Below are 21,998 nucleotides of genomic sequence, written 5' to 3'. Positions count from 1 at the left end.
TCAGCCGAGCCGGGCGATGAGGCGGATCAATTCGGCTGCCTCGTCGGGCGAGAGCGGCGCGAGGGTGCGGGCGGTCACCTCGGCGCCGCGGCTCTTCATCGCCTCGATCACCCGCACGCCCTCGTCGGTGAGCGCCAGCAGCACCAGGCGGGCATCGGCCTCGTCGGCGGTCGTCCGCACGAGGCCGCGGGCGGTCAGCCGCCGGGCGACGCCGAACATCGTCGCCGGATCGACCCCGACGAGGCGCCCGACCTGATTCTGCGAGGTCGGCCCGAGGTCGTGGAGCTTCGTCATCACGGCGAACTGCACCGGCGTGACGGAGAAATCCCGCATCACCGCCTCGAAGATCGAGGAGGCGCGCTGGTGCGCCCGCCGGATCAGATAGCCGATCTGCTCCTCGACCCGGTAGGTGCGCAGGGCCTCGGGGTCGACCTCGGGCGGCTTCTGGCGCAGATGCGGAGCGTTCATGCGACCTCGCCGGCCGGCCAGGGGTGATCGGGGTTCCACGCATCGATCCGGGCGGCGGGCCCGACCTCGCGCAGCACGTCGGCCATCGCCACCACGTCGCCGTCGTGCCCGCCCAGCCGTGCGTAGAGGTCGCGCGGCAGGGTGAACTCGATCGGGGCGACGAGCGCCGGCGTCGGCACCGAGCCGAAGGCGTTCCTCGGCATCCGCGTCACATCGGCCATCACCGTGATGCCGCCACCGGGCCAGACCGTGACCGGGGCTCCCCCCATCGTCACCCTGGTCTCGCCGGCGGCGACGGAGCGGGTGAGGAGCACCGGGTTCTCGGTGACGCCGGCCCGCAAGGAGCCGCCGGCGCCGGCCACGAACAGCACGGTGCAGAGCGAGGGCTCGCAATTCTCGCCGATGCGCTCGACGACCTGGCGCACCGGGGCCGGCATCTCGGCGGGCACCGGCTTCAGGTCGTCGTCGAGGACGAGCCAGAGTGCGTGCTCGCCCGTGGTCGAGGTCATGAGGAGGCGCAGGCCCGGCCAGGCGGTGGCGGGATCGATCGCCTGGATGATGCTGAGCGGGTCGGCGATGTCGGTGCCGCCCCAGCCGATGCCCGGATTCGCGACCTGGAAGTAGCGCCCCGGCGTCGAGCGCCGGCCCTTCACCCGGATCCCGGCCGGGCGCATGCCCAGCACCCGCCCGGCCTGGTGCTCGGTGAGCACGCCGGTGATGTGGTCGTCGACGACGATCACCTCGTCGGCGTGGCCGAGCCACTGGCGGGCGAAGATGCCGACGGTCGCCGAGCCGCAGCCGACGCGCATGCGCTGCTCCGGCACGCCGTCGACGATCGGGGCGCGGCCGGCCTGGACCACGACCTCGTGGCCGCCATCGATCGTCATCGTCACCGCGTCGCCGGCGCAGAGGCGCAGGAGCGCGTCGCAGGTGACGGTGCCCTCCTTCTTCGAGCCGCCAGTGAGGTGGCGCACGCCGCCGACCGAGAGCATCTGCGAGCCGTACTCGGCGGTGGTGACGTGGCCGACCTCCTCGCCGTTGACGCGGATCGCTGCGCGCTCGGGGCCGAGATGGCGGTCGGTGTCGATCTTCACCTTCACGCCGCAATAGCTGAAGATGCCCTCGGTCACGACCGTGACGGTCTCGACCCCTTCGTGCTCGCTCGCCACGATGAAGGGGGCGGGCTTGTAGTCCGGATAGGTGGTGCCGGCGCCGATGCCGGTGACGAAGGTGCGCGAGGGATCGAGCACCCGCCCGTCCCACTCCGCCGCCCCGAACGGCACCAGCTTCTGGCCGGCCTCGGCCGCGTCGTGCAGCAGCACGACCGGGTCGGTGCGCACCAGGTGGCCGTTCTCGTTGGCGTAGCGCGAGCAGGCACCGGAGCGGCCGGGCCGGATCCGGCACAGGACCGGGCAGGCGTCGCAGCGCACGATGCCGTCGGCCTCCGCCGCGCCGAACTTTCTCGAGCGGGCTTCCGTGGAGAGGGTGTCGGCGCTCATGACTGGCTCCCCCACAAGGTCTCGGCTTCGTCCGCCCGGTAATAGCCCCGGCGCAGGTCGCGGGCGACGAGCGCGGGGTCGCGGGCCCCGGGCGCACCGTAGCCGCCGCCGCCCGGCGTCATCACCTCGACCCGGTCTCCGGCCTGGATCGCGATGTTCTGGTCCTTCGACAGGTGGAGCGGGGTGAAGGTCTCGCCCCCGCGGTGGATCCGCACCACGTTCGGCGCCCCGTCGCCCCCGCCGAGCACCCCGGGCGGCCCGTAGCGGCCGTGATCCATCACGAAGGAGGCCTTGGCCTCGCCGCGCAGCAGCTCGACCTCGTAGTGGACGCCGAAGCCGCCGCGATGGGCGCCGGCGCCCCCCGACCCCTCGCGCAAGGCGAAGCGGCGGAAGAGGACCGGATAGTACTGCTCCATCACCTCGACCGGGGCGGTCTTCGAGATGCCGATGGTCGAGCAGCCGTTCGACAGCCCGTCATGAGCGGCGTTGCCGCCGTAGCCGCCGCCGGTGATCTGGTACATCACGTAAGGGGCATTCTTGCCCGGGTCGAAACCGCCCAGCGCGAAGTTGCCCGAGGTGCCGGCGGGCGCCGCGGTCACGCGCTCGGGGATCGCCTGGACGAGGGCGAGGAAGACGGCCTCGGCGATGCGCTGGCTCACCTCCGCGGCGCAGCCCGAGACGGGGCGGGGATAGCGCGCATCGAGGAAGGTGCCCTCGGGCCGGTGGATCGTCAGCGGCTCGAAGGTGCCGGCATTGATCGGCACGTCCGGGAAGACGTGCTTCACCGCGAGATAGACCGAGGAATAGGTCGTCGCCACCACCGAGTTCATCGGCCCGCGGCAGGGCGGGGACGAGCCCGAGAAGTCGAAGGTCAGACCATCCCCGGCTTTCGTCATCGTGAGGGCGATGCGCAGGGGCTCGTTCACCACGCCGTCCGAATCGACGAAGGCCTCCGACCGGTAGGTGCCGTCCGGGATCTGGCGGATCTCGGCCCGCATCCGCTCGGCCGAGCGGGCGCGGATCTCGCGGATCGCCGCGTCCAGGGTCTCGCGGCCGAACTTCGCGAGGAGGTCGGTGAGCCGGCTCTCGCCGACCATGAGCGCCGCGGCCTGCGCCTTGATGTCGCCGATGCGCTGGTCGGCGACGCGGATGTTCGAGGCGATGATGGAGAAGATCTCGGGATCCATCGCGCCGCGCTTGAACAGCTTGACCGGCGGCAGGCGCAGGCCCTCCTGCTCTACCTCCGTCGCGTGGGCCGAGAAGCCGCCCGGCACCATGCCGCCGATATCGGGCCAGTGGCCGGTATTCTGCAGCCAGCAGAACAGCTCGCCCTCGACGAAGACCGGACGCACGAATCGCACGTCCATCAGGTGCGTGCCGCCGAGATAGGGGTCGTTGACGATGTAGATGTCGCCGGGCTCAGGCTGGCCGGCCTTGCCCTCGCGGGTCAGCCGGATCAGCTCCCCGGTCGAGTACTGCATCGTGCCGACGAAGACCGGCAGGCCGTATTCCCCTTGCGCGATCAGCGCGCCGGTGTCGCGGTCGTAGATCCCGTCCGAGCGGTCGTCGGCCTCGGCGATCACCGGCGAGAAGGCCGAGCGCGAGAAGGCGATGTCCATCTCGTTGCAGACCTGCTGCAACCCGGCCTGGATCACCGCCAGGGTGAGGGCGTCGAGCTCTCTCATGCTGAGATGTCTCCTGCGCGAATCCTCAGGTTGCCGATGGCGTCGACCCGCGCCACGGCGCCGGGTTCGACCACCGTGGTGGCGTCGATCTGCTGGATCACCGCGGGCCCCGCGATCTCGGCCCCGAGGGGCAGGGCCTCGCGGGCGTAGATCGCGGCCTCGTGCCAGGCGCCCTCGGCGTAGACCGGCCGGGTGCCCAGGCGGGCGCCCGCGAGGTCGGTGCGCCCCGCCTCGTCGATCAGCGCCGCGAGCGGGAAGGGTTTTCGCCGCCCGATCACCGAGGTGACGAGGTTGACCACCACCGCCCGGATCTCCGGCAGCCGGACCTGGAAGCGGCGGAAATAGGCCGCCTCGAACAAGTTCTGGAGCGTGGCGCGATCGATGTCCGGGGAGGGCAGGGCGACGCGGATCAGGTGGGTCTGGCCGCGGAACTGCATGTCGGCGCCGAAGGTGACCGTGGTCTCCTCGATCTCGGCCTGCTCCTCGGCGACCATCGCGAGGGCATCGGCCGCCTGCTCCTCCAGCACGGCGCGCACATCCGCCATGTCGAGCCCGTCGAGGGGGCGGTTGAGGGTGCGCACCCGGTCCTGGCGGAGATCCGCGACGAGGCAGCCGAGGGCGTTGGTGAGGCCGGGGCGGGCCGGCACCAGCACCTCCGGGATGCCGAGCTCGCGGGCGAGCGCCACGGCGTGGAGCGGGCCGGCGCCCCCGAAGGCGAAGAGCACGAAGTCCCTCGGGTCGTAGCCGCGCGACAGCGACACCATGCGGATGGCGCCGGTCATGTGCACGTTGCCTAAGCGAATCACCGCCTCGGCGGCCTCCTCGACGCTCATCCGCAAGGGCTCGGCGAGGTCGCGGGCGAAGGCCTCCCGGATGGCGTCGAGCGAGACGCCGGCCCGCACGGCGGTGAGCCGGGCCGGATCGAGGCGGCCGAGCACCAGGTTGGCGTCGGTGATGGTCGGCCGCGTGCCGCCCCGGCCGTATCCGATCGGGCCGGGCTCGGAGCCGGCGCTCTCGGGGCCGACCTGGAGCATGCCGGCCCGGTTCACCGAGGCGATCGAGCCGCCGCCGGCCCCGACCGTGTGCACGTCGACCATGGGCAGGTGGATCGGCAGGCCGTAATCGATGGTGAGCTCCGCCGAGACCTCCGGCACGCCGCCGGCGATCAGCGCCACGTCGGTCGAGGTGCCGCCCATGTCGTACGTGATGGCGTTCTTCAGGCCCGACTGCGCCAGGGTGGCGGCGGCCGCCATCACGCCCGAGGCCGGGCCCGACATCACGGTCTTGGCCGCGGCCTCGACGACCAGCCCCGCCGGCACCGTGCCGCCGTTGCCGTTCATGACGAGGAGGTCGCGGGAAAAGCCCTTGGCGCGCAGGTCGTCCTGGAGCCGCCGGACGTAGCGGTCGAGGATCGGCTGCACGGCGGCGTTGACCGAGGCGGTGGTGCCGCGCTCGTACTCGCGGAACTCGGAGAGGAGCGCGTGGCCGAGGGTGACGTAGGCGTTGGGCCACAGGGCCTTGGCGATGGCGCCGGCGCGCAGCTCGTGCTCCGGGTTGGCGTAGGCGTGCAGGAAATGGATCACCAAGGCCTCGCAGCCCTCGGCCAGCAGGTCGCGCACCGCCGCCGCGACGGCTGCCTCGTCGAGGGGGGTGCGCACCGCACCCTCGGCCATGACGCGTTCCGGCACCTCGCGGCGCAGCTCGCGCGGGATCAGCGGCTCGAAGGTGCCGAACAACCCGTAGGGCTTCGGCCGGGTGCGGCGCCCGAGTTCGAGGACATCCCGAAACCCTTGCGTGGTGATGAGCCCGACCCGGGCGGTCTTGCGCTCCAGCACCGCGTTGGTGGTGGCGGTGGTGCCGTGGATGACGAGGTCCAGGTCGGCGGGCGCCACCGCGGCGGCGGCGATCGCCGCCAGCACGCCTTCGGCCTGGTTGCGGATGGTGGTCGGCACCTTGGCGAGGCGCACCCGCACGCCGGACGAATCCGCCTCCGTCAGAAGAAGGTCGGTGAAGGTGCCGCCGACATCGATGCCCGCCACGCGTCTCACGTCACACCTCGATCATTCGCCTACGAACGGGTTCGCTGGGTTGCCGACGCCGCCTGTTGCTCCACCTCTTGCAAGGTAGCGCGCCTCTCCTCCCCCTTGCGGGGAGGAGTTGGAGGTGGGGGTGGTGCAGAAGGCACCGTTGAGTTCAACGCGGCACCACCCCCACCCCTAACCCCTCCCCACAAGGGAGAGGGGAAAGCGCCCATATTCTCAATGAGTTGACCAGGATGGCACACGCGCCATCCCCGTCACCCCTCACACCGTCAGGTACGCCTCCCGCACCGCCTCGTCAGCCTCGAGCGCCGCCATCGTCCCCTCGAAGTGTATCGCGCCCTTCTCGATCACGTAGGCCCGGTCCGAGACCGCGCCGGCGAAGCTCAGGTTTTGTTCCGAGAGCAGGACCGCGATGCCCTCGCGCTTCATCCGCAGGACCGCGTCGGCCATCTGCTCGACGATGACGGGGGCGAGGCCCTCCGACGGCTCGTCGAGCAGCACCGCGTGGGGATTGCCCATCAGGGTGCGGGCGATGGTGAGCATCTGCTGCTCGCCGCCCGACATCGCGGCGGCGCGGCGGCCGCGCATCTCGGCGAGGTTGGGGAAGATCGAGAAGAGTTTTTCCGGTGTCCAGGCGGCGCGCCCGTCCGCCGGCACCTTCCGGCCGACCTCGAGGTTCTCCATCACCGTGAGGTCGGTGAAGATGCGCCGCTCCTCCGGCACGTAGCCGAGGCCGCGGCGGGCGACGCGAAACGGCTCCCAGCCGGTGACCGCCTGGCCCTCGAACCAGACCGTTCCGCCGGTCGGCGGCAGCACGCCCATGATGGCCTTCAGCGTCGTCGACTTGCCGGCGCCGTTGCGGCCCATCAGCGCCACGACCTCGCCGGGCCGTAGCGTCAGCGTGACGCCGAACAGGACCTGGGCCCGGCCATAGGCCGCGGTGAGACCGGAGACGTCGAGAAGAGCGTTCATCACGCCACCGCCTTCCGGCGCGCGCGCATCGCCGCCTCGGTCCCGGCCTCGCCGAGATAGACCTGCTTCACCCGCGGGTTGGCCCGGATCTCCTCCGGCGTGCCGGCGGCGATGATCTCGCCGCGCACCAAGACCAGCACCCGGTCGGCATGGGCGAACACCGCCTCCATGTCGTGCTCGGTGTACAGAACCCCGATGCCGCGGGTGCGCGCCACCTCGGCGGTGAGCGCCATGAGTCCGGAGCGCTCCCGGGGCGCCATGCCGGCGGTGGGCTCGTCCATCAGCAGGAGTTTCGGCCGCGAGGCGAGAGCCACCGCGAGTTCGACCCGCTTCACGTCGCCGTAGGCGAGTTCCGAGACCGGCCGCTCGGCGTCGGCCCGCATCCCGACCCCGGCGAGGAGGTCCAGCGCCTCGCCGCGGTAGAGGGCGCGGGCATCCGCGAACAGGTGCCGGCTACGGTCGTGATGCGACAGCAGCGCCATCTGGACGTTCTCGGCCACCGTCATCGACACGAAGGTCTGGGCGACCTGGAAGGTGCGGCCGACGCCCGCCTTCCAGATCGCCCGGGCCGGCAGGCCGGCGATCGAGCGGCCGTCGAGGGCGACGGTGCCGGAATCGGGCTTCAGCTGGCCGCCCACCATATTGAAGGTGGTCGACTTGCCGGCCCCGTTCGGCCCGATGATCGCCAGCATCTCGCCGGCCGCGAGCGTGAAGGACACGTCCCTGGCCGCGGCGACGCCGCCGAAGCGCTTGTTCAGGCCCGCGACGACGAGGAGCGTCATGCCGAGGCCTCCACGGGCTTGGGTGCCGCCACGCGGCCGCGCAGGGCCTCGGCCGCGCCGGCGAGCCCCCGCGGGAAGGCCAGCACGGTGGCGATGATGGCGAGCCCCAGCAGCAGGCGCCAGAACTCGGTCAGCGGCATCACCGCGTCCTTGAGCGCGTGGAAGAAGGCGGCGCCGACGAGGGGGCCCATCACGGTCTGGATGCCGCCGACCAGCACCATCACCAGGAAGTCGATCGAGAGCGGGATGCCGGTCAGCGTCGGGTCGATCGAGCCCTTCATGAAGGCGTAGAGCCCGCCGGCGAGCCCGGCCGCCGCACCCGCCAGGATGAAGCCGAGCCAGCGATGGGTGCGCACGTCGAGCCCGATCGCCTCGGCGCGGGTGGCGGAATCGCGCGCCGCCCGCAAGGTGTAGCCGAAGGGGGCGTAGATCACCCGGCGCAAGAGCACGATCGCGGTGAGCGAGAGGGCGGCGACGAGGTAGAAGTAGGTGGTGCGGCCCGACGCCCAGGAGGACGGCCACACCCCGACGACGCCGTTGTCGCCCCCCGTCACCTCGACCCACTGGAAGCAGACCGCGTAGACGATCTGCCCGAAGGCCAGCGTCAGCATCGCCAGGTAGATGCCCGACAGCCGCACGATGAAGTAGCCGAACAGGGCGGCGCCGGCGCCGGCCGCCAGCGGTGCGGCGACCAGCGCCAGCTCCATCGGCGCCTTGAACGGGCCGGTGACGAGGAGCCCGGCCGCGTAGGCGCCGAGCCCGAAATACGCCGCGTGCCCGAACGAGACCAGGCCGCCGACCCCGATCAGGAATTGCAGCGAGAAGGCGGCCAGCGCGAAGATCAGGATCTCTGTCGCGACCTTGACCTTGTAGGCGTCGCCGAACAGCGGCACCGCGAGGAGCGCCAGCACGGCGAGGCCGGCGAGCGCGGCTTCCGCCGGGCGGAAGCGGCGCAGGGAGGGGATGCCCTCCGGCGGCATCACGCGGCCGGAGGCGGCCTCCGGCCGGCCGAACAGGCCCCAGGGCTTGACCACCAGCACCACCGCCATCAGGGCGAAGACGAGGACCAGCGTCACCTTCGGGAAGATCAGGATGCCGAAGGCCTGGAGCTGGCCGATCAGCAGGGCGGCCACGAAGGCGCCCGGCACCGAGCCCATGCCGCCGATCACCGTGACCACGAAGGCGTCGGTGATGACCGAGAGGTCCATGTGGCCGTTCGCCGGGATGCGCGGGATCTGGAGGGCGCCGCCGAGCCCCGCGAGACTCGCGCCGAGAAAGAGCGTCAGGGTGAAGAGCCGCGCCTGGTTGACGCCGAGTGCCCCGACCATCTCGCGGTCCTGGGTCGCGGCCCGGATCAGCACGCCGAAGCGGGTGCGGTGCATGAGGAGCCAGAGCAGGCCCAGCACCAGCGGGCCGACCGCGATCAGCACCAGCTCGTAGGCCGGGAAGCGCTGGCCCAGGATCTCGACGCCGTGGCGCAAGGACGGCGCGCGGGGGCCCGCGATGTCGACCGGCCCCCAGATCTTGAGCACCAGGTCCTCGACGATCAGGACCACCCCGAATGTGGCGAGGAGCTGGAAGAGTTCCGGCACCCGGTAGATGCGGCGGAGCAGCAGCACCTCGACGGCGACGCCGATCAGGCCGACGAGGAGCGCGGAGAGCAGCACCCCGAGGAAGAACGCGGCGGGCGAGTAGGACAGGTCCAGGAGCCGCGGCACGAGCGTGACCGCGATGTAGGCCCCCAGCATGTAGAACGAGCCGTGGGCGAAGTTCACGATCCGGGTGACGCCGAACACGATCGTCAGCCCCGAGGCGATCACGAACAGCGACGAGGCGCTGGCGAGCCCGGAGAGCGCCTGGAGGACGAGGAAGGACGGGTCCATGGGGCCTCCGCTCCGGCTCGCTTGGGCTTCAGGCCTTGCGGGCCGCCTTCACCTCGGCCTCGGGGAACATGTAGTCGGCCCCGTCGGCGTAGCGCACCTTCTTCATCGTGCCCTGGCGGCCGTTGAGCGCCGTCTCGCCGATCCAGGCGCCCAGGGTCGACTGGTGGTCCAGCGCCCGCATCGTCACCGGGCCGGCAATGGTCTGGGAGGTCAGGCCCTCGAGCGCCGCGATCATCGCCTCGGTGTCGGTCGACTTCGCCTTCTCCAGCATGTCGCGGATCATGTGCACGACGACGTAGCCCAGCAGCGAGCCGAGGCGCGGCGTGTCGTTGAACCGGGCCCGGTAGGCGGCCACGAACTCCTTGTGGCCGTTGGTGTCGATCGTCTCCCACGGGTAGCCAGTGGTGACCCAGCCCTCCGGCGTCTCGTCGCCCAGCGGGATCATGTATTCGGGCTCGCCGGTGAGCAGGCTCGCGACGGTGCGCTTCTCGAACAGGCCGCGGGTGTTGCCCTCGCGCACGAAGGCGGTGAGGTCGGCGCCGAACAGCACGTTGAACAGGCCGTCGGCCTTCATCTGCGACAGGGCGCCGACGGTGGCGCCGGCATCGACCTTGCCCAAAGCCGGGAACTGCTCGCCCACCACCTCGAAGCCCGGGACGGCGGCCGCCATCAGGCGCTTGAAGTTGGCGGCTGCCGACTGGCCGTACTCGTAGTTCGGCGCCACGATCGCCCAGCGCTTGACGCCGCGGTCCTTCACCGCGTCGACCAGCATCCGGGTCTGCATGTAGGTGTTGGGCCGCACCCGGAAGGTGTAGCGGTTGCCGCTGCCCATGGTGAGCGCGTCGGTCAGGGGCTCGGTGGCGAGGAAGAGCGCCTTGCGCTGGTTGGCGAAATCCGCCACCGCGAGGCCCACGTTGGACAGGAAGGTGCCGCACAGGAACGCGACGTTCTCGCGGGTCAGAAGCTCCTCGGCCACGCGCGTGGCGTCGCCCGGGGTCGAGCCGTCGTCGCGAAACACGATCTCGATCGGCCGCCCGCCGAGCGCCTTGATGCCGCCTGCCTTGTTGACGGCATCCTGCGCGAGCTGCATGGCATTGCGATAGGGGACCGCGAAGGCGGCCATGCGCCCGTAGGAGTTCAGCTCGCCGATCCGGATCGGCCCGGCGCCTTGCGCGACGGCCCGGGAGGCTGCCAGTCCGAGCGGTGCCGCGGCGAGCCCGCCGAGGACGCTACGGCGGGACAGGGGACGAAATGTCTCGTCGCGGGTCGACATGGTGCGAACCTCCGGCCGATCCCGGCGCGACTTCAGCGGCCGGGATGCAAACTCGTTCGTAGGCGAACGATACTTGGCCTGTGCCGGGATGCAAGGGCCTGACCTGCGGAAAATCCGGGCGGACGCTGTCGCGCAAATGCGCAGGGTCGCGCGCAAACACGTCCGCCCGTCAGAGGCCTGCCTCCCGGGCGAGCCAGACGTCGAGGGCGCGCTCGCGCTCGGCCTCGATCATCGCGGCGACCCAGGCCGCCTGTTCGATGCGCGCGGTCTCGCCCGGATCCTCGTCGCGCTCGTGTGCCTGCTGAATCGCCATCTCCCGTTCTCCCGTTCCGGTGTTCCTGATGCAGTTTGTGAGAACAAAATAGGAACAAAACCAGGAAGCGACAAGGCATGCTCCGCGCCGACGATGGGAGCTTGGCCGCCTGGCCGCGCGTTGCCGCCCCACGATACCTCGGAGAAGGACGACACCGATGCGCACCACCCTGCTCGCGCTCGCCACGACCCTCGCGCTCACCGGCGCCGCCCTGGCGCAGAGCGGCGTTCCCGGTTCGGCGGAGAACAACATGAACAACCCCGGCAGCGTGAAGAGCAACGCGGAGAAAGGCCTGCCGGGCCGCGACGTGCCGGCCGCGACCGGGACGGTGGCGCCGGCCGCGCCGGGCGCCGCCTCCCGCACCGACGACCTGCCGAGCCACAGCGGCGGCAACGCCACGGCGACGAGCCCGGCCAACCGGGCCCGCTGACCCGCGCTCGCGGCGGGCCGGCTCGGCAGAGCGGCATGGCGCATCTCTGCCGGGTTCCTTGATCGTGCATCATCGTGGTCGCCGAGCCGGTCACGACTTGGGCGCCGGCCGCTCGCGACCGGCGGCGTGACGCGGAGCCCGGCCCGCTCACGCCGTCGCGACCGCGATGGTGCCGTCGTCGAGGGTGATGAACCGGATCCCGGCGGCGCGGAGCGCCTGGACGGCCCTGTGGCGCGAGCGGGCGCCCTGCTGCTCGGCGTTCTCCTCCAGGCGCCGGACCGTCGAGAGGGACAGGCCGCTCGCCTCGGCGAGGGTCGTCATCGACCAGCCGAGCAACCCGCGGGCGGCGCGCAGGTGATAGCCCTGCACCGCCTGCTCGAGGGCACGCCGCAGCCGGACGTCCTCGGGCGCCTCCGTCTGGCGGACGTGGTCGCCTGAGGGAAGGATCGGGTACTTGAGGCCAGCCCGCCCGAGATACTCGCCGTCCTCGTTCCAGAGCGGGACGCCGATGATGCGGAACCGCCAGACCTCGCCGTTGGCGAGCCGCTCATGCGCCGTGCCCTGGAAGACGGTCCGCGGATCGTGGACCTGCATGGCCCGGTCGCGGAAGGCCGCGCGCTCCTCGGGCACGATCATCACGAAGGGATTCCGGTTGATCTCGTTCAGGGACCAACCGTGGACCTGCGCGACCTCGGCGGGGAAGTCGTGGATCCGGTCCACGCTCACCGCGTAGGTCGTCGCGTAGGATGTCAGGTAGAGCGCCTGGCGGCGGCGGCGCTCGAGCGCCTGGATCTGCGTCAGCCGCTCGCGGTCGGTGACGTCGAGGGCGACGCCGCTCAGCGAGAGCGGCCGGCCGTCCGACGAGACGCGGAGTTCGGACAGGACCGACAGGTTGCGCCACTCCCCGGTCGGCCGGATCAACCGGACGAGCGCGCGGGGCGAGACGTGGCCCTGCATCACCTCGCCCGGGCCCGCGAGCCGCACCCGGTCCTCCGGATGCACCAGGTCGAGAAACAGGTCGTAAGCCGGGTCGACGCGATGCGGATCGAGGCCGAGGAGCCGGAAGAAGCCGCGCGACCAGCGCTGCTCCCCCGAGGCAAAGGTCCATTTCCAGTGGCCCGCGAAGCCGTGCTCCTCGATGACGTGCAGAAATACGTCCGAACAGGACTTCAGGTCGGCAGCATCCATGCGTCGCACAGCCGAAGAAGGCGAATCTCTTCTCTGACCATAGGACACCTTGCCTCGGACACAAGCGCCTACGCATTGGGCCACGGTCACGAGGACCAGCGGTAGCCGCGTTGCGAGCCCGGCCCACGACAGGGGGAGCTCGCTCGCAGTGGCGGCCCTTGCGACCCGCACCGCGCGTCCGGAGGTGCGGGCTCTGCCCGCCTCGACGGAGACCTCCCGGAGCGGCAGGGTCCTGGACCCCTCCTTCGGGGGCCGGCGATCGACGATCGCCTCGATCGCCGGCCCCCGAAGGATGAGGGTGCGGGCGGCGGAGAGCGATGCCCGGCTGGCTCTCGTCGTGTCGTTACCGTCCGTTGCAGGGCGCGACTCCCCTCGTGCGCTCGTTCGTGCATCCTTCTCGTCGTCGAGCCGGTGACCGCGTCGGCGACTGACGCTTAGCTTTCCGCAGCACTGGCCTGCGGGCCAGCGGAGCGCCTGGCGCGCGCGATCACCTGCTCGGGCGTCGGCGGGTTCGGCGGGTGATGGCTGAGGCAGAGGGGCGTGCGCAGCTTGGCGGGCTTTCCCGAGCCCTCGGTGGCGAAGTAGAACTCGCCCGCCCCGAGCCGGCCGATGTCGGGTGCCGCCCCGCCGCTCGCCGCCATGATCTCCTGGGCCGCCGCGATGGTCGCGGGCGCGCTCTGGCGACCGAAGAACTGCGTCGTGCAGTTCGACACGACCTGGTTGTGGATGCCCTTCGGCACCTGCGTCGCCACGACGAGCCCGAGGCCGTACTTGCGGCCCTGCGCCACCAGCTTGATGCCGCTGCCGAGGCTCGGCGGCGTCCGCCCGGAGGGCAGGAAGGTCTGCGCCTCGTCGACGACGTAGAGCAGGCCCCGGGGCGAGGGATGGGTCTTGATCCAGCCGAACAGCGTCATCTGCAGCCGGTTGACGAAGTCCTCCCGCGCGGCCTCGGAGGCGAGGCCCGACAGGTTGATCACCGAGATCCGGGTGCGGCCCGGGTCCGGGCCATGGAACAGGCGGGCGGGATCGAGCACAGCGCCCTCGATCCGCAGGAGCGGGTTGGTGGCGACTGCGGCACGGAGCTGGTCCGCCAGGCCGGCGGCAAGGGTCTGGGCCTTGCCGATCTCGCTGATGCCGTCGGGCAGGTCGGCGAGGAGGTCGGTGAACCGCGCCAGCGTGCCGCCGCCGCGGGCCGCGAAGGCCCGCAGGGCGTCGGCGAGCACGCCGCGCGGCAGGGTCCTCGTCGCACCGGCGAGGGGCGAGAGAGTCTCGGCCGCCATCTCGATCGCCTGATTGCGCTCGTCGCGGTCGTCGCTGGCGGCGAGGTCGGGCATCACCGAGAGGAAGAGTGGGTTGCCGGCATGGATGCCCGGCGTCCACACCACCACCTCGACCCGTGCGGCGTAGTCCGCGGCCTTGCGGTCATCCTCGGGCGTGAAGCCCGCCGGCCGCTCCGGCCAGGCATCGCCCAGGCGCGACAGGTCGTTGTTGGGATCGACGACGATCGCCGGGATGCCGGCGAGCGCCGCCTCCTCGACGAGGCGCCGCAGCAGCACCGTCTTGCCCGAGCCGGAGCCGGCGATGATCGCGGTGTGGCGCGGCAGAAGCCGCAGCGGCAGGGCGACGGCCGGCGCGTCGGGGGTCAGGCGGCGGCCGACCGGGATGGCGTCGGGGGTGGGGGAAGGCGCAGCGGCGCCGGGCGGCGAGGTCTGGGAGACCGGCTTCGCCTCGGGCGCTGCCGCTCGGGGCTCAGGCTCGACGGCAGGAGCGCTGCGCTCGGCACGAAGCACCGTTTCGGATTTGCCGGCCGACGCCGCGCCACGCGCCGGCCTGGACTCCGACGAGGCTTGCGCGGCCGCCGGCGGGGTGGAGGGCGGAGCCAGATCGGCCGTCGGGAGAGGCAGCGGCAGTTGCACAGTCTTGCGCTCCGGCCGGGGCAGAATCTCGGCCGGGGGACGCCGCCCCCGGGCCGGCTGCGCCGCCGTGCCGTCTCCCGGCAGGCCGATCTTGCGGAAGAACTCGGTCCCTCGCACCGGCAGCTTCTCGCGCATCCAGCTCTCGAACCGGTCGAACCGCCCGTCCCGCAGAGCCGCGTCGCGCAAGTCGCGCAGGGCCACGAAGGTGCGCAGGTCGTCGTCCGACGGATCGATCAGCTTCCCGCCCGCGGCGACGAAGCGGCTGACCAGGTTGCCGGTCTTGGTGCCCGCCGGCACCGGGCCGCGCCGCACCACCAGCAATTCGCGGCCCGGGATCTTCGCAGAGATGCCCGAAGCGGTGAGCGCGGCGCGCAACCGTGCCTGGAAGGCGATCGGGTGCTGTTGCAGCAGGGCGCGGTAGCAGACGTGACGCTCGCGGTCGTTCTCGTCGCGGTGGAGGAAGGTGAGCCTGCCGTGCAGCGGCGGCAGCTTCTGCTCCGGCTCGCCCTTGCTCACCACGTCGATCGCGTCGTGCGGGTCGTCCTCCAGGGCGTAGAGGTCGAAGGCGGCGCGTAGCAGCTCGCCGAGCCCGGCATCCTCGTCGTCGAGGATGCCGGAGAGGTCGGCGTTGCGGCGGGCCTTATCGAGGTCGAATTCGATCTCAGGCTCGGGAGGCGGGATCACCACGGGAGACCCGTGGGTGAGATCGTCGCAGACCGTGACCCTCCCGTTCCCGAGGCAATCGCGGCGGAAGGCGTCGCAGCGCATCAGCAGCGTGCGAGGCCTCATCGCGGCGCCTGCCGCGGCCGCGATCGCCGACTCGCCGAACGGCCAGGTCGGGAAGGGCGGTGTGAAGCCGGTTGCCGCGTAGGCCGGCGCGAGGCGGCTGCGGATGAGCGCGGCCGCGGCGGCAGGCTTGTTCATGCCCGTCAGCAGCACCGGCGCCTCGAAACGGTCCATCGCTGATTTCAGCCCGCGCTCCTCGAGCCGCCGCCACGAATCGGTCAGGCAGGTGATGAGCGTCATGCCGCGGCCGCCGCCGTCATGCAGTTCCATCAGCCCGGCGGCCAGCATCTCGGCGAGGCCGGGGCCGGGCTCGAAATCGTCGTCGAGGGTCAGGCGGCTCGCATCGACCACACCGTCGATCTGGTCGAGGGCGACGAGGGTCGGGCCGCTGAGCCCCATGATCCAGGCCATGCCGCGCACCAGCTCGATCGGCGCGGGCGGCGGCGCGAGGAAGCCGAACGTCGAGCGGGCGGCCGGATCGGCGTCGTAGCCCTGCAACCAGGCATGGGCGAGACCGGCGGCGGCAGGGTCTTGCGAACGCAGGAGACACAGGGCGCGAAACACGTCCTGGTGCCGGAGCGCAGCGTCCATATCCTGACGCATCAACGCCTTGACGAGGATATCGACGATCTGGCGGGTGTCGATATTGGGCGTGTTGAAGGCCTGCTCGACCTGCGTCTCGACCCCGAGGTAGCGGGCGACTCCGGCCAGCACGGCGTCGGACTGGCGCCGCCCGTTCGGCATCTTGCGCAACAAGGCGGTGAGGTAGCTCAGCGCCGCGCTGCGCCAGAAATCGGTGAGCCCGAGCACGTCGAGGAGCACGAACCAGCCGCCGGATTCCCAGACCTCGCGACGGATCTGGCCGACGAGGTGGGTCTTGCCGATACCGGGCTCGCCGACGAGCACGCGGCCGCGCGGCCGGGCACCCGGTGCCTGCGCGTGCAGGGCGGCGACGAGTCCCGGGATCAGGGCCTCGTTCGGCGCGCCGGTCGGCTCGGCGTCGAGCCAGACGCTGTCGAGGGTGCGCACCCAGTCGAAGTTGACGCGGCGCAGGGCGTCTAGGGCGTCGCTCATGCGTTGATCCAGATCTCGTGGAAGGGCTCGCCGGCGGGGCTGAAGGCCGCCGCGCGCTCGGCGGCGTCGAGGGCCTTCGGGTCGCTGATCCGGGTGAGCCGGATGCTGTCGTCGCCGCGCAGGACCGCGGCGAGCCCGGCATCGACGGTGGCACGGTCGAGGTCCGAGAGAGCGGCCCGAAGCGCGCTGAGGCGGACGGCGGTGGACTTCCGGCCCTTGGTGCAGGCGAGATAGGCCCGCTCGATCCGGGTGCGGAGCTGGTCCGGGTCGGCCTCGTCGTGCGGATCGGGAGCTTTCGGCACCGATGCCTGAGATCTGGGCTTTCGGGCGGGATCGCCCTTTCGGGATCGTGGCGCCCGCACTTTCGGTTCCGGCGGCGCGCGCTCGGGCGCCGGGCCGACGAACTCGGCGAGCGTCGCGCCCGTGGCCTCAAGGTGGTGGTGGAGGCGCGTGAGCCAGTCCTGCAGCACCCGGGCGTTCGGCGGCAGCGGATCGCGCAGGTGCCGACCGGCCCAGTTCCAGCCCTTGTCGGTCACGGTCAGGCGCGAGGAGCGTCCTTCCTTCTCCGCCGTCAGCAGCCCCGCGGCGCATAGGCCGTCGCGCTCGGCCTTTCTGGGCGCGATCTCGCTGTTCAGGGCGGTGCCCTGCCGGCCGAGCAGGCGCCAGAGGATCAGCGCCTGCTGCGGCGTCGGCGTCTCGCTCATCGGATCGGGTCTCCTGGAGGGGGGTGTCGCGCCGTCGTGCGGGCGAGCCGCACGACGGCGCGGATCTTCTCGACCGCGCGCTGCAGGTCCGTCGCGACCTGGTCGTTGGTCAGGCGCAGCACGCGGTAGCCCGCCACCATCAGCTCGTAGTCGCGGTGGCGGTCATGGCCGAATTTGGGGCTGGCCTGGTGCTCGGGCCCGTCGAGCTCGACGACGACGCGGTGCTCGCGGCAGAGCAGGTCGACCCGCGGCTGCTGCCCGGAGCCCGGCACCGGCACGACCTCGTTGCCGGAGAAGAGGCCGGCGAGTTCCGGATCCCGCCCCAGCGCTTCCTCCATGAGCTTCTCGGTCGCGCTGGCATGGTGCGCCCGCGAGACGGGGCCGGACTGCGCCGGGATGTAGCGCGCGGCGGCGGGCGTCGGGGCGCGCCCGATCTCGCAGGCGCCGTAGAGGATGCGGTCGTAGGGCGGGGTGTCGGGCGGGGCCGCCGGCAGGGCCGCCACGCAGGCGCCGCCGTGCCGGGCGCACCATTCCAGCGCCCCGATCACCGGCGCCGCCCGCGCCGGCGAGGCCGGGTCGACCTCGGCCACCAGGATCACGCTGCCGGGATCGACCGCCCGCAGCAGCTGCCCGAACTCGAGCGCCAGCGCCATCCGCCGGAACCGGGGCGGCCGCCCGGCCGCCGCGCATGTCGCCGCCGCCTTGAGCCAGGGTGCAGACATCTCGGGCGCCGCGCCGTCCTGTCCGGGCCAGTCCGGCCAGCGGGCGAGGGCCAGGTCGGCGAGGTCGTCGAGCAGCCGGTCGATGAGGGCGGCGGCTCCGCGCGGGTCGTCGTGTCGCAGCTCCTCGGTGGCGACCAGGAGGACGCCCCGCGAGCCGTCCCCCGCCGCCAGGATCCCGCCGAGACCGTCGCGCCCGATGCCGATGACGGCGAGCCGCTCGCCGGCCTTCAGGCCCGCGACGCGGTGCGCCAGCTCCGCCGGCGCCAGGCGCGGCCGCGCCGCGTTGTCGATCTCTCCGGACATGCGCAAGACGAGGCCGCGTCCCCGGGCTTGGCCGACGACGCCCCACGCGTTCCGCGGCTGCTGTTGCGGAATATGCAGCACAGGTTGCTGGCCATGGCTAGCGGGTTGTGACGCCGCACGAGGCGGGAGAGTGTTTTCCGCACCCCGCGCCGGGGCAGCCTGTGCCCCGGACGGGGCGGACCGCCCGCAGGGGGACTTGCGCGCCGGGCCGCGCCGGGCGAGGGGACAGCGTTCCCGCATTGCCCAAGCCTTGAGGGCCAGCCCTTGATCCGTTCCCTCCCGCCACGCGGGGCCGCCCGCCGATGAGCCTCGCCTCCGTCAAGGCCGATCTCGCCGCCCGCGCTCCCGACCTCACGGTGATCGAGACCGAGGCGAGCTCGGCCACCGTGGCGCTCGCCGCCGCCGCCCACGGCGTCGAGCCGGCCCGCATCGCCAAGACCCTGTCGCTGCGCCTCGGCGAGCGGGTGGTGCTCCTCGTCGCCCGGGGCGATGCCCGCCTCGACAACCGCAAGACCAAGACGGCCTTCGGGACGAAGCCCCGGATGCTGGGCCCGGAGGAGGTCGAGGCGATCACCGGCCACCCGGTCGGCGGGGTGTGCCCGTTCGGCCTCGCGACGCCGCTCCCCGTCTATTGCGACGTCAGCCTGCGGGCCTTCGACGAGGTGGTGCCGGCGGCGGGCTCAGCCAACAGCGCCGTGCGGATCTCGCCCGATCGCCTCGCGGCGCTGACCGGGGCGGAGTGGATCGACGTCTGCCAGCCGCCCGACGCTTGAGCGTGAGCGAAAACGCCGCGCGGCTGCGGATCGGGCGTCATCGACAATGCGGCGCCCCGCGGCCACGCTGTCACGGAGCCTTCAAGGCGGCCGGGCCACAACGCCTCTCCTGCCGCGTCACTGCCGTCCGAGACCGCCCTTGATCTTCGTCCATCAGCCGAACGCCTGCGCCAGCACCGGGCAGCCGCTCCTCGAGCGGCGCCTGCTCGAGATGTCCGAGCCGATCCCGTCGGACGCGCTCTGGATCGACCTGATCGAGCCGACCCGCCAGGAGGACCACAAGGTCGAGGCGTTCCTCGGCATCTCGATCCCGACCCGGGAGGAGATGGAGGACATCGAGCCCTCCGAACTCCTCTACGTGGAGAACGGCGCCCGCTACATGACCGGGCGGCTCCTGTGCCGGGTCGACACCGACGACGCCCGGCTCACCGGCGTCACCTTCATCCTGCGCGACAACAAGCTCGCGACGGTGCGCTACGACGATCCGCAGGCGTTCCGGATGTTCGTCCACCGGGCGGCGCGGCCGGCCGGGGTGATGCTGACCGGCGAGGCGATCCTGGCCGGCCTGATCGAGACCGTGATCGACCGCGCCGCCGACGTGCTGCAGGCGCAGGGCGAGCGCATCGACCGGCTCTCGCGCCTGATCTTCGCCGAGCACGCCGATCCGAGCGCCCGCAATGCCGAATTGCAGGACACCCTGCGGGCGCTCGGCCGCCACAACGAGCTCCTGTCGCAGCAGCGCGAGAGCCTGGTCTCGGTCGAGCGCATCCTGCTCTCGCTCTCGGCGAGCTACCGCGCCAGCAAGGCGCCCCGCGAGATCCGCGAGGAGGTCCGCTCCACCCTGCGCGACTTGCAGTCGCTGGAGGAGCACGCGACCTTCCTCTCGGGAAAAATCCAGTTCCTGCTCGACGCCACGCTGGGCCTCGTCAACCTCGAGCAGAACAACATCATCAAGCTGTTCTCGGTCATGGCGGTGGTGTTCATGCCACCGACCCTGATCGCCTCGATGTACGGCATGAACTTCAAGGTGATGCCGGAGCTCGAATGGGGCTTCGGCTACCCGATGGCGGTGGTGATGATGGTGGTGGCGGCAATCCTGCCTTACGCCTTCTTCCGCTGGAAGCGCTGGCTGTGAGGCCCTGACCGATGTGCGGCCGCTTCTTCGTCACCTCCTCGCCCGAGACCTTCCGGGAGGCCTACGCTTACGCCGACCAGCCGAACTTCCCGGCCCGCCACAACGTGGCGCCCACCCAACCGGTGGCGGTCGTGACGTCCGAGCATGGGCGGCGGCGCTTCGTCCTGATGCGCTGGGGTTTCCTGCCGGCCTGGGTCAAGGAGCCGGACGACTTTCCCCTCGTGATCAACGCCCGGATCGAGACCGCGTCCGAGAAGCCGAGCTTTCGCAATGCGCTACGCTACCGGCGCTGCGTCTTCCTGGCCGACGGCTTCTACGAGTGGCGCCGCGGCGGTCCGCGGGGCCAGGCGCCCTACAGCATCCGCCGCGCCGACGGCCGCCCGATGGCGCTCGCCGGCCTGTGGGAGACCTGGAGCAGCCGCGACGGCTCGGAGATCGACACCGCGGCGATCGTCACCTGCGGCGCCAACGGGCTCCTGGCCGCCATCCACGAGCGCATGCCGGCGATCCTGTCGCCGGAGGGGGTCGACCGCTGGCTCGACATGCGGGACGTCGATGCCGGACAGGCGAGCGCCCTGTGCCGCCCGGCTCCGGAGGACTGGCTGGATCTCGCCCCGGCGAGCCGGCGGGTGAACGACGTGCGCAACGACGATGCGGGTTTGCTGCGGCCGGACGAGGACGCACCGGCTCCCCCGCCGCCGGAGCGGAAGACGGAGGCGCAGGGGTCGTTGTTCTGAAGGGGGCGCGTTCCCGCGGATCGTGTCCCAGGATCGTGGCCGAGCTACTCGACCGCAACCTCCCGGCTGAGGAGCCCGCGGCCTATGTCACCCTGCAGGTGCCGCGCGACCAGAGCTCCCACCCCAACCGCGTGCCCCGGCCGTTCGCCTCACGGTCGATCCAGGCGACGTCCCGCCGCAGAACATCGCCCGGCGGCGGCACCTCACCATGGAGCAGGTCCGCCAGGTGATGCCGCCGGACAGACGCGCGGCTCAGCGGATGTCAGATAATGTTGGTGAGAACGTATTGAGTCTTGCGCTTGACCATGCCTGCGATCCTGCAAAACTAAAGGGTCGGAGGGAGATTGTTCCGTCGGCAATCTGACGCAAGTAATGAAGAGAGAGGGCGGCGGTGTGGTCGATGGACTGCATGGGAAGGACGTGCCCTCCTTGATCATCATGACAAGGAAGATTGTCGGTCAGATCGAGCGTGGAGAGATCAAACGGCCGGTGCCGGTGGATCTGCTCCCCGGCGTGCTTCACGAGCACGCCCTTCCAGAAAACCTCGCAAGCCCTGCGTGGGGCCTGGTGCAGGCGTTCCGCCAGTTCGCCAGCGACATCCGGGTCGCGGACCGGGGCCCGATGGCCCCGCCTTCTGACACTCCGTTCGGTCGGCGCTGAAGTAAGCCCCCGCGGAGGGGCGGAGGCCGGGGCACGAACCCTGGCCTCTTCAAAAACTCATTGAAATGGGTGTCTTGGAAGAATTTCTGGCGGAGAGGGAGGAAGTGTAATAAGATCTATTTTTCAGGTGGTTAGCACTGGCTAACCACCTGAAGTCCCTCATTGTGACTCAATGCGTTTTTTCCACGTTGGCTAACCGCCCGACGGCGTGATCACGCTTCTGGACCCAACCTCTACGCCGTAATCTACGATCAACCGGCCGACTCAGGTTGCCCGCTCGTCCGCCATCATCCACGCTGGCGCAGGCCACATGTTACGCCAGTGCATCTGCGCGCCCGTTCCAGCCAACCGAGATGGTAGATGGTGCTCTACTCCCAGCGGCGATTCACCTAGCCTTTTTGGGCCGACGCGTCGGCGGCCGTGTGATCTCAACTCCAAAGGGGGAGGGGACCCCTTGGCGGGGAGTACACCCGGGGACAATGTTCAAGACTGTTGCCGGGACAGCGCCGCAGATAAATTCCGCGACGTCTGAACCCAACCCCTGCTGGAGGCTTCGCGCGTCCTCTTTGCTCTCGATCTCGCCTGCTCCCCCAATAGATGCGGCAGCGTCACCGCGAGTGCGAAGCCAGCCCTGCGCAAGGAAGGGGTGAAGG

The 21,998-nt window shown here is 71.3% G+C and carries 18 protein-coding genes; 5 read left to right on the top strand and 13 right to left on the bottom strand.

Annotation, left to right across the window (positions count from 1 at the left end; genetic code table 11):
- The 9 genes from EU555_RS26220 to EU555_RS36355 form a co-directional block, all read right to left on the bottom strand.
- Complete coding sequence (locus EU555_RS26220; protein WP_135418327.1) at positions 1-468, bottom strand: MarR family winged helix-turn-helix transcriptional regulator; 468 nt, start codon at positions 466-468, stop codon at positions 1-3.
- A complete protein-coding gene (locus EU555_RS26215) occupies positions 465-1,967 on the bottom strand; it encodes a 6-hydroxynicotinate reductase (protein ID WP_135418326.1) in 1,503 nt (500 codons plus the stop codon). The genes EU555_RS26220 and EU555_RS26215 overlap by 4 nt, the downstream gene beginning before the upstream one ends.
- Positions 1,964-3,652 carry a hydantoinase B/oxoprolinase family protein gene (locus tag EU555_RS26210; RefSeq protein ID WP_135418325.1) on the bottom strand — a complete coding sequence of 563 codons (1,689 nt, stop codon included), beginning with the start codon at positions 3,650-3,652 and terminating at the stop codon, positions 1,964-1,966. Before EU555_RS26210 ends, EU555_RS26215 begins: the two co-directional genes overlap by 4 nt.
- On the bottom strand, positions 3,649-5,700 hold the full coding sequence (locus EU555_RS26205) for a hydantoinase/oxoprolinase family protein (RefSeq protein ID WP_135418324.1): 2,052 nt from the start codon (positions 5,698-5,700) through the stop codon (positions 3,649-3,651). The genes EU555_RS26210 and EU555_RS26205 overlap by 4 nt, the downstream gene beginning before the upstream one ends.
- A 255-nt stretch (positions 5,701-5,955) precedes the next feature.
- Positions 5,956-6,666: an ABC transporter ATP-binding protein gene (locus tag EU555_RS26200; RefSeq protein WP_135418323.1), complete on the bottom strand. Its 711-nt coding sequence runs from the start codon at positions 6,664-6,666 to the stop codon at positions 5,956-5,958.
- Entirely contained in the window at positions 6,666-7,448 is a 783-nt protein-coding gene (locus EU555_RS26195) for an ABC transporter ATP-binding protein (RefSeq protein ID WP_135418322.1), read from the bottom strand. Before EU555_RS26195 ends, EU555_RS26200 begins: the two co-directional genes overlap by 1 nt.
- Positions 7,445-9,331 (bottom strand): ABC transporter permease, encoded by a 1,887-nt coding sequence (locus EU555_RS26190; RefSeq protein WP_135418321.1) that lies wholly within the window; start codon positions 9,329-9,331, stop codon positions 7,445-7,447. Before EU555_RS26190 ends, EU555_RS26195 begins: the two co-directional genes overlap by 4 nt.
- Before the next feature lie 28 nt (positions 9,332-9,359).
- Positions 9,360-10,604: an ABC transporter substrate-binding protein gene (locus EU555_RS26185; protein ID WP_135418320.1), complete on the bottom strand. Its 1,245-nt coding sequence runs from the start codon at positions 10,602-10,604 to the stop codon at positions 9,360-9,362.
- A 169-nt stretch (positions 10,605-10,773) separates the two neighbouring features.
- Positions 10,774-10,917 (bottom strand): hypothetical protein, encoded by a 144-nt coding sequence (locus EU555_RS36355; protein ID WP_167858667.1) that lies wholly within the window; start codon positions 10,915-10,917, stop codon positions 10,774-10,776.
- 157 nt (positions 10,918-11,074) lie between these two features.
- On the opposite strand from EU555_RS36355, the gene EU555_RS26180 reads away from it, so the two are divergent.
- On the top strand, positions 11,075-11,347 hold the full coding sequence (locus EU555_RS26180; protein ID WP_245524502.1) for a hypothetical protein: 273 nt from the start codon (positions 11,075-11,077) through the stop codon (positions 11,345-11,347).
- Positions 11,348-11,494: 147 nt separating this feature from the next.
- Here the strand turns inward: EU555_RS26180 and EU555_RS26175 are convergent, their stop codons facing one another.
- The 4 genes from EU555_RS26175 to EU555_RS26160 form a co-directional block, all read right to left on the bottom strand.
- Positions 11,495-12,535, bottom strand: a complete 1,041-nt coding sequence (locus EU555_RS26175; RefSeq protein WP_135418319.1) for a helix-turn-helix domain-containing protein — start codon at positions 12,533-12,535, stop codon at positions 11,495-11,497.
- Between the two features lie 434 nt (positions 12,536-12,969).
- Positions 12,970-16,311: an ATP-binding protein gene (locus EU555_RS26170; protein WP_135418318.1), complete on the bottom strand. Its 3,342-nt coding sequence runs from the start codon at positions 16,309-16,311 to the stop codon at positions 12,970-12,972.
- Positions 16,308-17,015 (bottom strand): MarR family transcriptional regulator, encoded by a 708-nt coding sequence (locus EU555_RS26165; protein WP_135418317.1) that lies wholly within the window; start codon positions 17,013-17,015, stop codon positions 16,308-16,310. The genes EU555_RS26170 and EU555_RS26165 overlap by 4 nt, the downstream gene beginning before the upstream one ends.
- Positions 17,012-18,040: an endonuclease domain-containing protein gene (locus EU555_RS26160; RefSeq protein WP_135418340.1), complete on the bottom strand. Its 1,029-nt coding sequence runs from the start codon at positions 18,038-18,040 to the stop codon at positions 17,012-17,014. The genes EU555_RS26165 and EU555_RS26160 overlap by 4 nt, the downstream gene beginning before the upstream one ends.
- Positions 18,041-18,342: 302 nt before the next feature.
- Between EU555_RS26160 and EU555_RS26155 the strand changes: the two genes are divergently transcribed.
- The 4 genes from EU555_RS26155 (at position 18,343) to EU555_RS26140 (ending at position 21,345) form a co-directional block, all read left to right on the top strand.
- A complete protein-coding gene (locus EU555_RS26155; protein ID WP_135418316.1) occupies positions 18,343-18,813 on the top strand; it encodes a YbaK/EbsC family protein in 471 nt (156 codons plus the stop codon).
- Positions 18,814-18,952: 139 nt separating this feature from the next.
- Positions 18,953-19,948, top strand: a complete 996-nt coding sequence (corA, locus tag EU555_RS26150) for a magnesium/cobalt transporter CorA (protein ID WP_135418315.1) — start codon at positions 18,953-18,955, stop codon at positions 19,946-19,948.
- An 11-nt stretch (positions 19,949-19,959) separates the two neighbouring features.
- Positions 19,960-20,685 carry an SOS response-associated peptidase gene (locus EU555_RS26145; protein ID WP_135418314.1) on the top strand — a complete coding sequence of 242 codons (726 nt, stop codon included), beginning with the start codon at positions 19,960-19,962 and terminating at the stop codon, positions 20,683-20,685.
- A gap of 429 nt (positions 20,686-21,114) precedes the next feature.
- Complete coding sequence (locus EU555_RS26140) at positions 21,115-21,345, top strand: hypothetical protein (protein WP_135418313.1); 231 nt, start codon at positions 21,115-21,117, stop codon at positions 21,343-21,345.
- Positions 21,346-21,998: the final 653 nt, after the last annotated feature.

This window comes from Methylobacterium nonmethylotrophicum (assembly GCF_004745635.1).
GTDB lineage: Bacteria > Pseudomonadota > Alphaproteobacteria > Rhizobiales > Beijerinckiaceae > Methylobacterium > Methylobacterium nonmethylotrophicum.
The sequence above is the reverse complement of the archived record's forward strand: the minus strand, read 5'-3'. Positions and strand labels throughout refer to the sequence as shown.